15 protein-coding genes are annotated in these 15,731 nt (G+C 49.7%); 7 read left to right on the top strand and 8 right to left on the bottom strand.

The window, feature by feature from the left end; translation table 11 throughout:
* Positions 1-10 precede the first annotated feature (10 nt).
* From sufB to JIN82_RS14745, 3 genes are read right to left on the bottom strand one after another with little or no spacing between them, the layout of a single operon-like run.
* Positions 11-1,441, bottom strand: a complete 1,431-nt coding sequence (gene sufB / locus JIN82_RS14735) for a Fe-S cluster assembly protein SufB (RefSeq protein WP_200312429.1) — start codon at positions 1,439-1,441, stop codon at positions 11-13.
* A gap of 20 nt (positions 1,442-1,461) precedes the next feature.
* A complete protein-coding gene (gene sufC, locus JIN82_RS14740) occupies positions 1,462-2,217 on the bottom strand; it encodes a Fe-S cluster assembly ATPase SufC (RefSeq protein WP_200312430.1) in 756 nt (251 codons plus the stop codon).
* 40 nt (positions 2,218-2,257) lie between these two features.
* Positions 2,258-2,689, bottom strand: coding sequence for a Fur family transcriptional regulator (locus JIN82_RS14745; RefSeq protein ID WP_200312431.1), 432 nt, complete (start codon positions 2,687-2,689; stop codon positions 2,258-2,260).
* Between the two features lie 207 nt (positions 2,690-2,896).
* Here JIN82_RS14745 and JIN82_RS14750 point away from each other — a divergent pair, with 207 nt between their 5' ends.
* The 6 genes from JIN82_RS14750 (at position 2,897) to JIN82_RS14775 (ending at position 6,040) form a co-directional block, all read left to right on the top strand.
* Entirely contained in the window at positions 2,897-3,649 is a 753-nt protein-coding gene (locus JIN82_RS14750; RefSeq protein WP_200312432.1) for a sulfite exporter TauE/SafE family protein, read from the top strand.
* A gap of 89 nt (positions 3,650-3,738) precedes the next feature.
* Positions 3,739-4,485 carry a sulfite exporter TauE/SafE family protein gene (locus tag JIN82_RS14755; RefSeq protein WP_200312433.1) on the top strand — a complete coding sequence of 249 codons (747 nt, stop codon included), beginning with the start codon at positions 3,739-3,741 and terminating at the stop codon, positions 4,483-4,485.
* Between the two features lie 69 nt (positions 4,486-4,554).
* Positions 4,555-4,776 (top strand): addiction module protein, encoded by a 222-nt coding sequence (locus JIN82_RS14760; RefSeq protein ID WP_200312434.1) that lies wholly within the window; start codon positions 4,555-4,557, stop codon positions 4,774-4,776.
* Entirely contained in the window at positions 4,776-5,072 is a 297-nt protein-coding gene (locus tag JIN82_RS14765) for a type II toxin-antitoxin system RelE/ParE family toxin (RefSeq protein WP_200312435.1), read from the top strand. Before JIN82_RS14760 ends, JIN82_RS14765 begins: the two co-directional genes overlap by 1 nt.
* A gap of 33 nt (positions 5,073-5,105) precedes the next feature.
* Positions 5,106-5,534 (top strand): hypothetical protein, encoded by a 429-nt coding sequence (locus JIN82_RS14770; protein WP_200312436.1) that lies wholly within the window; start codon positions 5,106-5,108, stop codon positions 5,532-5,534.
* Entirely contained in the window at positions 5,531-6,040 is a 510-nt protein-coding gene (locus tag JIN82_RS14775) for a hypothetical protein (protein ID WP_200312437.1), read from the top strand. The genes JIN82_RS14770 and JIN82_RS14775 overlap by 4 nt, the downstream gene beginning before the upstream one ends.
* 41 nt (positions 6,041-6,081) lie before the next feature.
* On the opposite strand, the gene JIN82_RS14780 is transcribed toward JIN82_RS14775, so the two are convergent.
* The gene (locus JIN82_RS14780; RefSeq protein WP_200312438.1) at positions 6,082-7,707 is read right to left on the bottom strand and encodes a sulfatase-like hydrolase/transferase; all 1,626 of its coding nucleotides are present in this window, start codon (positions 7,705-7,707) and stop codon (positions 6,082-6,084) included.
* A gap of 18 nt (positions 7,708-7,725) precedes the next feature.
* Complete coding sequence (locus JIN82_RS14785; RefSeq protein WP_234042070.1) at positions 7,726-10,767, bottom strand: glycoside hydrolase family 2 protein; 3,042 nt, start codon at positions 10,765-10,767, stop codon at positions 7,726-7,728.
* A gap of 158 nt (positions 10,768-10,925) precedes the next feature.
* On the opposite strand from JIN82_RS14785, the gene JIN82_RS14790 reads away from it, so the two are divergent.
* Complete coding sequence (locus tag JIN82_RS14790; protein ID WP_200312440.1) at positions 10,926-11,816, top strand: helix-turn-helix domain-containing protein; 891 nt, start codon at positions 10,926-10,928, stop codon at positions 11,814-11,816.
* A 30-nt stretch (positions 11,817-11,846) separates the two neighbouring features.
* Here the strand turns inward: JIN82_RS14790 and JIN82_RS14795 are convergent, their stop codons facing one another.
* The 3 genes from JIN82_RS14795 to JIN82_RS14805 all read right to left on the bottom strand — a co-directional run bounded on the left by JIN82_RS14795 (position 11,847) and on the right by JIN82_RS14805 (position 15,692).
* Entirely contained in the window at positions 11,847-14,129 is a 2,283-nt protein-coding gene (locus JIN82_RS14795) for a heavy metal translocating P-type ATPase (protein WP_200312441.1), read from the bottom strand.
* 219 nt (positions 14,130-14,348) lie between these two features.
* The gene (locus JIN82_RS14800) at positions 14,349-15,167 is read right to left on the bottom strand and encodes a LamG-like jellyroll fold domain-containing protein (RefSeq protein ID WP_200312442.1); all 819 of its coding nucleotides are present in this window, start codon (positions 15,165-15,167) and stop codon (positions 14,349-14,351) included.
* A gap of 222 nt (positions 15,168-15,389) precedes the next feature.
* Complete coding sequence (locus JIN82_RS14805) at positions 15,390-15,692, bottom strand: hypothetical protein (protein ID WP_200312443.1); 303 nt, start codon at positions 15,690-15,692, stop codon at positions 15,390-15,392.
* Positions 15,693-15,731 lie beyond the last annotated feature (39 nt).

The raw sequence follows: 15,731 nt of genomic DNA on the forward strand, positions 1-15,731 counted from the left end.
AAGAATGCGATTAGCCAACGCTACCTTCCATTTCGAGCTCGATGAGTCGCTTCAGCTCGACGGAGTACTCCATCGGGAATTCTTGCGCCAGATCGTTGATGAATCCGTTCACCGCTAGTGACATGGCAGCCCCTTCGGAAATACCACGCTGCTGCATGTAGTAGAGCATGTCTTCAGATACTTGGCTCACACTGGCCTCGTGCTGAGTGACGTGCTTGTTACCGCGCACGGTGATGGCTGGATAAGTATCGGTGCAGCTGTTTGCGTTGATCAGCAGAGCATCACACTCGGTATTGTTTTTGCAGCCTTTGAGGTGCTTAGGAATGTGCACCTGACCACGGTATGTGGAACGACCTTCACCCACAGAGATGGATTTGGATACCACGTTTGAGGTGGTATTGTCCGCTGCGTGGATCATCTTAGCGCCGGTATCTTGGCTCTGGCCAGTATTAGCCAGCGCGATAGAAATCACTTCGCCGCGAGCGCGCTCGCCTTTCATCACCACACCTGGGTACTTCATGGTCAAGCCTGAGCCAATGTTACAGTCGATCCAGCGGATCTCTGCATCTTCGTGAGCGATGCCACGTTTGGTCACTAGGTTGAACACGTTTGAGCTCCAGTTTTGCACGGTGACATACTGGATTTTGGCGCCTTTCATAGCGACCAGCTCCACCACAGCTGAGTGCAGGGTAGAAGTTTCAAACTTAGGCGCAGTACACCCTTCCATGTACATCAGCTCGGAGCCTTCGTCAGCGATGATGAGCGTACGCTCAAACTGGCCGAAGTTTTCTGAGTTAATGCGGAAGTAGGCCTGCAGTGGGTGCTTCACCTTGAGTCCCTTAGGGATGTAGATGAATGAGCCACCTGAGAATACCGCGCTGTTGAGCGCTGAGTATTTATTGTCGCCAGTAGGAATGACTTTGCCAAACCATGGGCGGAAAATTTCTTCGTGCTCCTTGAGTCCTTCAGCTGAGTTTACAAAGATCACACCATCTTTTTCCAGCTCTTCTTTGACGTTGGAATAAGCTGCTTCTGAGTCGTACTGAGCTTCTACACCTGCGAGGAACGCACGCTCTTGCTCTGGCACGCCGAGGCGCTCGAATGTCTCTTTGATTTCGTCAGGCACATCGTCCCATGATCTTTTTGGACGCGCACCGTCTGACAGGTAGTAGCGGATTTTATCAAAATCGATCTCGTCGAGCTCTTTGCTAGCCCAGTGAGTTGGATTTGGTTTGTCCCAGAATGTTTTCAGTGCCTTGTGGCGGAATTCACGCACCCAGTCTGGGTCGCTTTTTACATCACAGATGTAGTCAACTGTGGCCTCAGTAAGCCCAACACCCGCGTCGAACTTATGATTCTCTGGGTAGCTGAAGTCGCCCTTGCTGCGATCAACGTCGATCGCGTCATGGGTTTCTTGGTCAATGACAGATGTCTCACTCATTGTTTTGTTTGGGTTGGTGGTTAGGCGCCAACGAGGTCGTCAGCTTTGAGGAAATCGTAGCCGCTGGCTTCCAGCTCGAGTGCGAGCTCTTTGCCGCCAGACTTGACGATTTTTCCGTCAGCCATCACGTGCACAACGTCTGGCTGGATGTAGTCGAGCAGGCGCTGGTAGTGAGTGATGACGAGGAATCCACGCTCAGTAGTACGCATGGCATTCACGCCGCGAGCAACGATCTTGAGGGCATCGATGTCGAGGCCAGAATCAGTCTCATCGAGGATGCAGTACTTAGGCTCAAGCATCATCATCTGCAGGATTTCGTTACGCTTTTTCTCACCACCGGAGAACCCTTCGTTCACCGCACGTGAGGTGAATTTGCGGTCCATGTCGAGGATGTCCATCTTCGCGTAGAGGTTCTTGTAGAAAGCTACAGCGTCCAGCTCTTCGCCTTCTGGCTGGCGTGCTTCCATAGCCGCACGGATGAAGTTGGCATTAGACACACCAGGAACTTCTGCTGGGTACTGGAATGCGAGGAACACACCTTCGCGGCTGCGCTCGTCGACTTCCATTTCGAGAAGATCTTCACCGTCCATAGTGACAGAACCGCTAGCCACCTCGTAGGTGTCGTGGCCAGTGATCACTTTGGAAAGGGTAGATTTGCCAGAACCGTTTGGTCCCATAATGGCGTGAACTTCTCCTTTAGGGATCTCAAGGTTGAGTCCTTTGAGGATAGGCATATCTTCGATACCGGCATGCAGATCATTAATGATAAGGCTCATAAGTGTGTGCTTTTTAGTTTCTTTTTGTAAGATTGTTTTTCTAGTGGGAAATCTGATGAGAAAGGGTGCCTCGCAACGTGATCTCCATGTCGCGGATTTCACAGCCCGCTGGCAAGTCGAGGAAATCTGATAACTTGACTCCCGGCTTGAGCGGCACATCGTGAATCACACCCGTGGTTTGATCATGAAAATGGCCATGGTCAACCAAATTGGGGCAGTAGCGCGATGGCTCACGGTCAAAATTGACCTGCTTCACCGCTCCATGATCCACCAATACTTCTAGGCAGTTGTACACCGTCGCCAGTGAAATTCCGTCCATGTTTTTACGTGCATGGTCGTAGACCTCGTTGGCAGTCGGGTGGTCCGTATGCCCCATCAGCACACGGTATACCTCGGCACGCTGCTTGGTCATCCTTAAGCCTTTAATCTTAGGAATTTCACTCGCATCGTTATTGGTTGTGCTGTAACTCATCGGCGGGGCAACTTACCCATGCCCACACCAGACGCAAGTCTAAATTAGAATAATTCTAAGAATCAATAAGCACTAGCTACGGTCGTTTGTTTATCACTCGAACCAACGATTCGTCAACCAGCTAGAACAACTGAGCGTGAATTATTCGTGAATCTTAATTCTTTATTAGTCTAGCAATTACCAGTCGTTTGATCTATAGCGCGCCACATGGACGCGCTACATCTTAGCTTAGCAGCCATTATTCTCTGCTTATCCAGCGCCGCGCAGAGTGCCGTTGGATTTGGGTACGCATTATTTGCCACCCCATTACTCGTCTGTTTGGGCGTTCCCCTACCCACAGCGATGATCATCGTTGCCTCGTGCTCACTCTTTCAAGCTAGCACGGGAGCCTACAAACTACGCGAACACATTCCGTGGAAAATCGTCTTCAAAGGCTGTGCGATCCGCTCCATCGCCACCATGCTCGGCGTCACCCTGATGTTTGTACTCATTGGCATGAGCCAGCCCACCTTGCAGCTCTACCTCGGCATCATCCTCTGCGTTCTGCTGCTGATACGCATCGTCGCGCGCCCCAAACCACGTGAGCACGTCGCCGCTGGCTGGGGATGGGCCAGCTTCAGCCTCAGCGGGCTACTCGCTGGCACCTGTGGCATGGGCAGCTCACCCATCGTCATCTGGATGATGGCGCACGACTGGGATACCAAACGCATTCGCGGGCTGATGTTTGCCATCTACACCGTGTGCATTCCCCTGCAGCTCATCTTGCTCACCGCCACCATTGGCAAACACGCCATGCACGACTTCCTCATCGGCCTGTGCTGCCTGCCGCTCGCCTTCATTGGCGCGCAAATTGGCCACCCGATTGGCAACAAAATCTCCCGCAAAAGGCTCAGCCAATTTGCCTACCTGCTGCTGTTCTCCATCGGCGTGGGATCCATCATCCCATCACTCCATCTGTAAATTCAGAACCAGCTGGAAATCAAACACCCAGAAGAAAGAAACATTGTTTAAATACTCGCATTCTTTCTCTCCAGATCAATAAAGCCATCATGGACGTGGCCCACATCCTCATCGCTGGCATTATCCTCTGCCTATCCAGCGCCGCCCAGAGCGCCGTCGGCTTTGGCTACGCACTCTATGCCACACCACTACTCGTCTGGCTCGGCCTGCCATTGCCCAGCGCGCTAGTTCTCGTTGGCACCTGCTCGCTCTTCCAGTCGTCCACCGGCGCCTACAAACTACGCCAGTACGTACCGTGGAAACTAGTACTCAAAGGTTGCGCCATCCGCGGCGTCACCACCCTAGCTGGCATGGCCCTCATGTTCCAGCTCATCGAGCTAGACCGCTCCAGCATGCAGCTCTGGCTGGGCATTATCCTCTGCTCCATCCTCGCCATGCAGCTCCTACTGCGGCCCAAGCCACAGCCAAAAATAGCCGCTGGCTGGACCTGGGCTAGCTACTCACTCAGCGGCCTACTCTCTGGCATCTCCGGCATGGGCGGCCCGCCCATCGTCATCTGGGCAATGGCTCACGACTGGGAAACCAAACGCATCCGCGGCCTGCTCTTTGCCACCTTCGCCATCTGCATTCCCTTCCAGCTCGTGCTACTCGCCGCCACCCTCGGTAGCCAAGTTATCCACGATGTGCTCATCGGTCTTTGTTTCCTACCGCTCGTCTACCTCGGGCAAAAAATTGGCCACCCCATCGGCAACCGCATCTCGCGCCCAAGACTCAGCCAGCTCGCCTACCTCATCCTCTTTGTCATCGGCGTCGGCTCCATCTGGCCTTCGCTCTGAGCTGCCATCCAGCCAGCTGGAAATAAGATCGAGCTGGAAAACTCACCTCAGCGGTGGCATATTTGCATCATGAACACGGCCGCCGACATTTTCGACCACGCCATGAACTTGTCTACTGAAGACAAAACATTGCTGGTTGAGAAACTTCTCCTCAGCCTTCAGCGAGAGCTCCCTCTCAGCGACGAGTGGCTCGTAGAGATTGATCGCCGCGTGCAGAAACGTCGTAGCGGTGAGTCTCAACCTATCTCACAAACTCAAGTGCACCGAGAAATCGAAGCCCTGCTAGAGTAATGCATCTTCACTATCTGCCAGAAGCGAAAGCTGACATCCTAGCTGCGATGAACTACTACATTGAGCAGGAATCTGGTGACAAAAAAATTGCCGCAGAGTTCTATCAGGCTCTAAAAGTTGCCGAGCAAGACATCCTTGAATTCCCAAATTTCTGGCCCATTGCGAGCCCACCCTATCGCCGCAAAGTCATGCAGCGATTCCCATACAGCATCATCTTCCACCAGCTAGATGAAGCAACCATAGAAATTGCTGCCATTGCCCATCATAAACGGCAACCTAACTATTGGCTCGACTAAAGAATAAAAATTCTTCAGATTTCATAGTTAATAATGAAATCACTCACCAATAAAGACCGCGATCAGCTGAAAATCCTCTCCACCTGCCACTACGTCTGGGCGGCACTCATTTTGTTACAGGGCATTTCCTTCACCCTCATTGGATCGCAATTCTTTAACATGCAAAGACAAGCCGCTGAGATGACCCTCTCGGCTGCCATATCTCCCGAACCCACCTTTGGCCTCACACCAGCACTGCCAGCTACATTCTTTGTCATCGCTTTCATTCTAACGATCGCGCTAGCTATCGGCAACATTCTCTCAGCCAGCTTCATCAAAGCTAACAAAAACCGTACATTCTCATTCATCATCGCCATTCTCAACTTCTTCTCTTTTCCCATCGGCTCCGCGCTCGGCATCTTCACCTTTGTCATCCTCAGCCGCGAATCTATCAGAAATTCTTACAACACTAGCAAATTATGAAAACCGTCATCAGCATCATCACCGCCTTAGCTCTAATTCCAGCTAGCCTAGCTGCAGATCAGCTAGATAAAAAGTTAGACAATGCCGTCGCCGCTGGCATCGTCTTCAAGCTAGGCTACCTCCTTGGCGGCGAAGGATGTTCGAGTCATGAGCCAGACATCAATCACGCAGAAATATTTCGCAAGTCGCTCGATCACCTGCAGCTAGATTTTGCCAATTTCTCTACCAGCGATTACGGCAAACAACTCAAACAAGAAGCTGCCGATCTGATCAAGTTCTGTGATCATGCCATGACCTCTACCAGAGATGGCGAGCAATCGGAACAGGCCAAATTGTTTTACAAAAAATACGCCATCCCAGCTAGCCAGCAAAACGTTCCCAGCCTGGCAGCGATGATCACTGAAAAGCTCACTAACTACGCCAAGAAAACCCAAACCCCTGAGTGGGTATGGAACCCAGAGCTCAGAGGCGGTGAAAATACACAGCAAACCCAGCTAGCGGACTAGCTGGCCTACATTTCAAACTAATCTAACTTGGAAAACTAATCTCACTCAGTGGCCATTTCCTCACGCAGCCGCTTGATCATAGCGGCCACCCGACCTGCGTGCTCAGGGTTATCTAGCAAGTTCTCCTGCTCCATCGGATCCAGCTTCAAGTTGCACAAGAAGACAGGTTCATAGTCATTATCAGTGATCAACTTCCAGCCATTTGACCGCAGCGCTTTATGAGATTGATATTTCTCGTTAGGGAAATCCACATCCATGATACCAGTCATCGCTTGCTCATGTCGGCGCGCCGGTAATCCAGCTGGATTTTCCGCTAGCACGAGTTCAGAAAAGCCAATGCTATCCACCGCTTGGCCAGCAGGCACCTCTTGCCCAACAATTTCAGCTAGTGTGGGGTAAATATCCTGCAGAGCAACAAATTGCGGTGCTCGGCTAGCTGGAGAAATTTTTGATCCCCCAGCAGTCCCGTCACCCCATTTCATAATCAGTGGAATGCGATGCCCGCCCTCCCAGATAAGCGCTTTGTTTTCCCGCAATCCATAATTAGACAGATGCTTACTACGCGACTCCCTTGGTCTCAGACCACCATTGTCGCTAGTGAAAATGATCAATGTATTTTCTAGCAAGCCTTTAGCTAATAGCTTTTGCTCCAGCTGGCTGACCATGAGATCTATCTGCAAAAGCATATCACCATGTGCAGATTCAGTTTGTCCAGCTACTGGCACACCCATGAATGATAGCGGAGGCGTATGCGGCTGATGCACCGCCTCGGTACAAAAATGGATGAAAAACGGCCTATCTTGCTGGTCGCGTTGGTTTTCCTCATGATGCCTATCAATAAAGTCTAGCGCCTTTTGTGTCATCTCAATGCCGACCTCGTTAGACTTCCATGACGGCACGCCGTAACCAGCTTGCCAGCCCCAGATTTCAGCTACGCCGTTAGCATTTTCTGTTCTCCCACCTGGATGGAAAACAAAGCTTTTCTGCGGATCAGCGGGATCATCCACTCCGTATGGCAGGCCATTTTCAAACCACATATACGGAGAATCCTGAATGCCACCTTGGCTGATGAAGCTGTAATCAAATCCATGATCATTAACGCCATCTGGCAAAGGCCTCGTGAAGTCTGCATTGAAATAATCAAATGCCTTCTCATCACCAGCCTGTTTGTTTCCAGCTGGCCTGCCCTCATCCCAGTTAGTAATTTTTGTATAATCCTGCTCACCTTCTGGCAGTGGGTTTTTAGGCCAAACACGGCCACCTAGATGCGACTTGCCAAACATCGCCGTATGGTAGCCACGTTTTTGCAGTAGGCTAGGTAATGTCAGTTGCCCAGCCAGTATCTGTGATCCCCGATTAAAGTGCCAGCTGCCAGACGCATCGCGCCCGCGCCACACATAATTTCCCGTCATCAGAGAGTAACGGTTAGGCGCACACAGCGCCGCTGGTGTATTGGCATCTAGAAAGGTCATGCCCTGCTCAGCTAGCCTAGACAAGGTGGGTAGCTCAGGCGGCAAAATGCCATCTGGATTAGTTTCCCTATTGTTATAGGCGCGCAGGTCACCCGTGCCCACATCATCACATAATATGAGTAATATGTTGGGGCGATCTGCCGCAGACCAGCTAGCTTGGCATAAAATTGCTAGAGCCAATACGTATTTTTTCATCTTCTCTCCGCTAAATGATTAGAAGTTTCCTTCGCAGCCCATTTCTAGCATATTGAAGAAGAGCATATCATTGAAGCTATTATCAGCCTTCATGTGATAGGCTGGGTTCACTAAAATCATGCCTTTGCCATACTCAATAGAGCCAAGCAATACAGTGAGTGTAGGCATGCGCATGCTTTTATCGTGATCTTTAGGCTCCTGATCAGACAGCCACGGTCTAGCCATGTGCAAGCCGTAGACACCTAACTTATGCTCACTAGCAAATGGATAGAAACCAACAGGATCCGCAGGCACTTCCCAGCTATTTGTAGAAATAGTGGTTTTACCTGGATAAGCTAGATCTCCAACAAAGTGATCGAGGTACCCCCAACCATTGCCGTACCATTTGTTGGTTTGTGTGCCGCCCCATTCGGTTACTGGCTCACTAAGTACACCGAGATCGTGAAGGTGCTTGGCCCAGTTGCCATCAAATTCAACAACCATCAATGCGCCTTCATTCTTCACACGATCGAGCGCTTTGGCTGCCAACTTAGCTGGCATCACGCCCCCAACGACGATGTAATCTAACTTCTCTTTCGCATCCAGCGGAAGCAATGTCGCACCAGCTTCTTTGAGTGCGTCCTCTGCAGGAGGAACACCCCAAACGGTACCTTTTTTGCCTTTTACCTGGCTGCTATAAGAAGCGCGGTTTTGTACTAATACTTGCTCACAACCGTCGGCAAATACCTGATCGCCCTGCAGCAATTCAGCTTCTACAGTAAGGTATCCACCACGCCAGTTAGGGGAAATTTCTACACTCAGTGGATCTAGCCCTTGAGCAAATCGATCACCACCTTCAACAGATACTTTTCTAACTTCGCTGAAACCTGTGTCTTTTCCAGCTCCATCTAGCACTTTAATTTTCATCGTGTACTCGCCAGCTGGAATCACCCCTTCGTTGATCAGGTTGAGCTCAAACAAGGCGGTTTCACCTGGCTTGAGGTACTTGGCTTCATTGACACGATTTTCTGGCAAATGATCTGACTCACGGAAAATAGCAATCTGTGCAGGGCGCACCCAAACAGCATAATCTTCAGCTGGCCCCTTGAGGTAACGAGCTGCATCACAGAGAGCTGATTCCCAGTCCCAGCCCATGCCGTATGACATTGGTCCAGGCGACCAGCCATTGATGGCAAACCCTTCACTTGTATCGTTAACCATAGAAACCTGACCGTGTCTACCAGCCATGTACATCAGCCCTCGACCAGCTTGAACACTGATATCACCAGCGGTCTTGATGTTTCGGCTACCCACTTCGCTGAGGTTCCAGTCAGTAAATCCAGCTACCTGCTTCTTGTGGTTCTCAACATAAATGTTAGCGTCAAAACCATCGCGCTTAGGGCCAGGAAGACGATCTCTCATCTCCATCGTTTCTACCCAGTTTCTTGGGCCTGTGCTAGAGATTACCTCGCCAGCAAAGAATGGTTTATCAGGAACATGCATGCGTGTGGTGGCAAAGAAGTCCGTCTCAGGGAAACGTCCACCTGTGTTCCCAGCATTGTGTACATCTAAATAATCGTCGCGGATTTCTGTTTCGTAAGGACGAATGTGTTTGATGTGAAATTTCTCATAATCAGTCTGTCCTCTTTCAGGGAACTGCGAGCCACTCGTATTGATGATCAAACGAGTTGGGTCGATGCGATTGATCTCACGCAGTGCCTCCTCGCGAGCTGGAGTCCACACATTGCTTTCATTCATCAGGCAGTACATCATTACTGATGGGTGGTTACGATCACGCAGAGCCATACGTCTACAGCGCTCAACGTTGATCTTGTCAGTCCATGCATTACCATCACGGAAGCCTCCTGGCTCAGCGTGCAATGCGAGACCTAACTTATCAGAATATTCATAAATCAATGGCTCACCGATACGGCGGTGGTGGCTGATTGCGTTGTGGCCAATAGCCTTGGCATTTTCCACACTACGCTTGGCCATTTCCGGTGTCGCATAGAAACCTGTAAATGCATAAAAACCCCAATCCGTAGCTGACTTCATACGGAAACGCTCACCATTTAGATAGTAGTGATGGTCTCTGTTAGCTGCCTCTTTAACCTCAAAAGTACGTAGGCCAAATGTCTGCTCGTGCACGTCTTTGAACGACTTCCCTTCAATAGTAACGCGGCAGAGATAGAGGTTAGGATCATCTGGTGACCATTGCTTGGCCTCTGGTAGGGACGTGAACAAGCTCACATCAAAGTTGCCTGTTTCGGATGAATAAATTCGCTTCTCCGTCAGCAATACTTCATTCGTTTTTGGATCGATGAATTCTGCAGTTAGATTGACGCGCTTAGCAAACCAAATTGGGTATTTACAACCAAGGTTTACCATCAGCTCAATGTTGTTAGCTTTAGCTGGCAGCAGGTTTTTCACAAAGACGTGATTCACCCGCACCTTATCGTTAGCGATTAGGTTGATGTGACCAATGCCAGCGAAATCGTGAGTATTTGGGAAATGGTATTTACAGTCGTTGAAGTTCCAGTCCATGCCCGGTTTCCAAGGAATAGCAGGGAAATCCTGCCAGCCACGGCTACCACCTGGGTTCGTTAGTCTGACTGCAATTTGGTTTTTCTCACCGTATTTGAGATGTTTTTCGATCTCAAAATCGAATGGCACTTCAGCCATCACATCGTAGGCAGCGAGCTTACCATTGACATAAATCTCACAGCGCAGTCTGGCTTTTTCCACCATCAGGCGAACCACCTTGCCCTGCCAGTCAGCTGGCACATCAAACTCACGCGTGAACCAACTCACACCGTGGTAGCGATTGGTATTCACCCCACCGCCATAGTATTCTTCCACACAGCCAGGAACAGCCGCATCCTTACCTTGCTCAGCTGGAACGTTCCAGCCACCAGTTGGTGGATTCACTGGCATGGAATCCAAATTCACTTCGTTAGGCAGCCAGATTTGATCGTCCTGCCATTTAGCGTCTTCATCCATCCATACCTTCCAGCCATTGCCGGATAGATCCATTGTTAGTCTCCCCTTAGCCATAATCGAGCTGGCCATTATCGTCATCATCGAGACAACGAGCCATAAATATCGCGTTTTCATATTCATTAGATTTTTACATTCATGCCACAGCCCAATCACTGCCACCATAAACATACATCATACAATACGCCGAGGCCACAGGAATCTAGTTGACAGGACTCCAGTGGAAATATGATAAACTTTGCATGAAAAACACGGGTGAGTTTTATCGATTCAACCAAGATGACCCTGAACTTACTGATTTCCCCCATATCGACGTCTTGGGGCACATCGATATTTACGACTCATCTAAGATCCCCCTGCCCATGCATCTCAACGATGGCATCGAGCTCTGCTTCATCTACAAAGGTCACTTTCAGTGGCAAATCGTTGATAAAACCTACGACCTTTACCCTAACACCAGCAGCTTCACACTCCCGTGGCAGCTCCATGGCTCACCACTTGGCTACATTACGCGCGGCGAATTAGGCTGGTTAGTCATCAAAGTAGAATCATTTTCACCCAGCCAAAACCTCAAGTTAGGCAGCTGGAGCCAGCTGACAAACGCCGAGCAAAAATGGATCGGAGAAATACTAAAAAATAGCCCGCGTCCGCACATCAACATCACCCCATTTCTAGGCGAACTGATCGACCAACTCATGAACGCCATCCAGATGGAGCACCCGTTTCGCTCACAGATAGTCAACCGAGCATTAGACAATCTGTTATTTCATTATGCCGACATACTCAGCAAGGCGCCCACCACCACCTCAGCTGATGATTTCATCCCGCTCTTAGAGGAGAAGATCAACGAGGACCTCTCTCACCGATGGCAACTCAGCGACCTCGAATCCATCAGCGGCTACGGCAAGAGCCAGCTCAACCAGCTAATCAAACAACACACCGGCTTCTCTACCATGGCCTTTGTCAATAGCCTGCGCATCGCTGAAGCCCAGCGGCTACTCAAACAAACCGAGCTTCCTATCGCCGAGGTATGCGTTCTCGCTGGATTTGAAAGCAGCCAACATTTCTCTATCATCTTCAAAAAATTCACCGGCTCATCACCCAGAAATTTCCGTAAAGAGACAAACAAATAGCTGTCTGGCTAGCTACAACCATCTAGCGAATCAACTTCTGGAAAATAATAACCTCAAGCTATTCAGGCATACCAACACCGTGCTGCCCTCGTGAGCAAATACCCCCAAACTGAGCGGCAAGGCACCAAACAGCGCGATCACTAACATCAGGATGACCGTTCCAAGGCTGATGACCAAGTTCTGCCTAATAATGCGCCGCGCTTTTTTACTCAGCGCTAGGGCATCGAGAAAACCTTCGATACGGTCATTCATCAAAACCACCTCGCTCTGCTCCAGCGCCGCATCACTGCCGCGCCCACCCATCGCCACAGAAACATAAGCCGCTGCTAGACTCGGTGCGTCATTCACGCCGTCACCTACCATGGCTACTTTTCTTCCCTCGCTAGTATAACGCTGAATCAGCGCCACCTTATCCTCAGGAAAAAGCCCAGCGTGTACGTCAGCTTCTTCCAGACCAAGTTCATTGGCCACCTCATGCGCGGCCTCTATGCGATCACCTGTTAGCATCGCTGGATGCACGCCCATATGCTTGAGACTAGCCAGCACAGACCGTGAGCTACTGCGGATTTCATCGCGCAGCAGGAACCTGCCAGCGGCTTCAGGCGTGATCATCCACACTTCAGTATGGCCCACTGGTGGCTCGGGCGCACTCTCTACCAGCTGGCTGAGTGGTCCATCTAGCAGTAAATCTCGACGACCCAACATCACCTCACCTTCCTCAGCCACACCACGCACGCCCATGCCAGTTAGTGATTGGAAATTTTTCAATTCCACCTCGGCTACTTGTTGAGATTTACCATAGTCGATGATGGCTCTAGCGATAGGGTGAGTGGAATTGGCCTCCAACGCACATGCCAGCTCAAGCATTCTATTTTCATGGCCAGCTGGATAGCTCACCAATTCCTCGACTTGCAGCGCGCCAGTCGTGAGCGTGCCCGTCTTATCGAGCGCCACCACATCGATTTCAGCTAGCTTTTCCACCGCAGCGCCACCACGAAAGAGCACACCATGTTTGGCCCCCCAAGCAATAGCTGCTAGAATCGCAGAAGGAATGGACAAAACCAAGGCGCAGGGGCTAACAACAACTAATAATGCCATGGCACGGTAAAAGGCAGAATAAGAACTCTCGGTCGACTCAAAGGGGGCAACACCAAAACCTAACCACCAAACAAAAAACATCGCGGTTGTGATGCTTAGCACCAAGACCGTATAGCCGGAGCCAAATCGATCTGTAAAACTCTGTGATGGCGCCTTACTAGCCTGCGCATGTTGGATCAGGCGGATGATCTTCTGCAGCGAACTTTCTGATGCGCGCTTTCTAACAATAGCCTTCACTGCCCCCCATAGATTTAGAGTTCCGCCGTAGACTTCATCGCCTAGCTGCTTCTGTACTGGAGTCGCCTCACCAGTTAAGTTCGATTCATCAGCCGCCGTTTCTCCTGAAATAATTTCAGCATCTAGCGGAAACACATCGCCTGGACGCACCTTAACTACCGCACCCGGCTGGATTTTATCCACCGCAAGCGCGTGTTCGGCGCCATTTTCATCCACTACCAGCGCTTCTTTAGGAGCTGCGGTGAAAAGCGAATTGATCTCGCGACGCGTGCGATAGAGTGCAAAATGCTCCATCGCCCCCGAGCTGGAAAATAAGAATAACAATAGAGCCCCTTCGCCCCAAGCGCCAACGGATGACGCGCCAACAGCAACTGCTAACATGAGGAAGTGAATATCTAGCTGGCGTTTTTTCAGCAGCTGCCAAGTATCCTGAGCGGCATCCCAGCCACCTACTAACATAGCAATCACATAACAAAGAACCGATACCCACTGAGGCACCATTTCCATGTAGCCCAGCACATAGCCAGTCAGGCCCGCGGCACCACAGATGGCAGCAAATACCGCCATTTCACGCCATTCGTCTTCATCATCTTCCTGGCGCAACTCACTAGGCCAGGCCACCTCACGCCAAACCATCAGCTGAGCGGCAGTCGGGCATGTTGGTTTTTCTATCAATAGTGATTCATCGTCACTGCGGACACGCATTCTAGCATCTGATGATAGATGCAGCTTCCCAAGCTGGCCGAACCGCTCCTCCATCTCTCGCAGCACCAACTCAATGCGATGACGCAGCTCGACTTCATCGATCTCGCCAACCGTGGCAAAACGCACCTGCTTATTTTTCTGTGAAATTTCTAAAGCCTCCAGCTGCGGTTCATCGTACATGAAATCACGCAACCTCTCCTCAGCTAAGCTATCATTTAGCCCATCACCTCTACCTTGCTCTGTCTCGCCCATTGCCATTGATAATTTAGCCAAACATACGGCCACTGAGCGATTCCAGCTAATCAAAAGTCAGTAAATCACACCAAATGCAAATCCATGCACAGACGGCTTAGCTATTGAGAATCAATCGCCAGAAATGAAAAGCTAGTGAGAATCAATCGCATTTCTCCACTGCTCAAAAAACAAAAAAACGGCATCGCTAGAATATAGCCATGCCGTTCATTTTGTTCGAAAAAATTATTATCCGACTGTCTATCTGCGTCTTCGTACAACTAAAGAAGCTAGTCCTACCCCCATCAATGTTAGTGAACTAGGCTCAGGCACAACAGACAAACCTGGGTTGTTGTACAAGAACTCTACTTCTTCCTCACTGAGTGCGTGATCGTAAAACTGCACGTCATCAATGAATTGCTCTCCGCCCCCACCAAAAGGCATACTACCATCGAGACCACGTGCACCAATGGCCAAGCCCTCGTTATCCGTATTCGCAAGATAGTCTACATCAGTATTTGTGAGAATTTGGCGATCATCCCAACTTCCATCAGCACCAATGAGATAAAATGTTTTGGTTCCTGTGGCCTCGTCATAACTACCAACTACTTGATACCACTGAGTGAAGTCTGATATTGTGAAATCCTGTTGATTCCACTTCCCACTATTTCCCAGATTATTATCCCAGGCCCAGAAACTGAATGTATCCGTGCCCGTTTTTCTGTAAAAAATAAATCCACTACTCCCATCACCTCTATTAGAGACAGGTGTGCGAAACTCATCCAATGTTGTCTCCTCCATCTTTATCCAAAATGAAATAGTAAATGAAGTCGAAGCATAGGCCGCATTAGAATCTTCGTAATAGCCAGTACCATCAAATCCCACTGAAGAACTGCTAACACCTCCTTGAGCAAGATTGATTCCATCATTGTGACCAGTGCTCGTCGCCTCGTTGCCATTGCCACTACTATCAGTGAGCACATCGCCGGACGTATCATCCATGGTCCAGTGACTTACAAGAGATGCCTGTGAATGACCGAGCATTCCAGCTAACATCAGGGTAATTAATTTAGTATTCATAATGTGTGAAATTAACGTTCGCATAAACCTGATTACAAAGACCGCCTGCGGTCAATTCCACTATTCTATATGACAAAAACAACAGGCCGATTTTCGGTTAATTTTAACTTAATCGATTCATTTTTACCAAAACTAATCGACTCCAAAAACGCATGTTTTATATATTAACAATACGTAGACCGAACTAGGCTCTATCGCCAAAATAACTATGTAAATAAGGCACTAATGGTCACAAATGAAGTTTTCTAAGGCCTGCTCGACTGCATCAACTTGTCCGTCTTTATAGGAGTATTTATCAGAAAACGCCCAAACTACGCCTGGCAATGCTGGATCATTTCCGAAGCGACCAAGCAAATTCATCCACATTTGTCGTACAATATTTTCGATACCGCCGACGTTCACTTTAGTGGCAGAGAAATGCTCATCTACAAAGGATGAAACCGTGCGAATCGCACGGCAGCAGCCAGATAATCGACATCGTCTAGCTGATGCCGCAAAGTGACCATATCCACAAAGGTAAAGCACTGTGCCTCACTCTATCAGCCGATCGCCAGAGTCACCTAT

This window comes from Persicirhabdus sediminis (genome assembly GCF_016595495.1).
GTDB classification, from domain to species: domain Bacteria; phylum Verrucomicrobiota; class Verrucomicrobiia; order Verrucomicrobiales; family Akkermansiaceae; genus Persicirhabdus; species Persicirhabdus sediminis.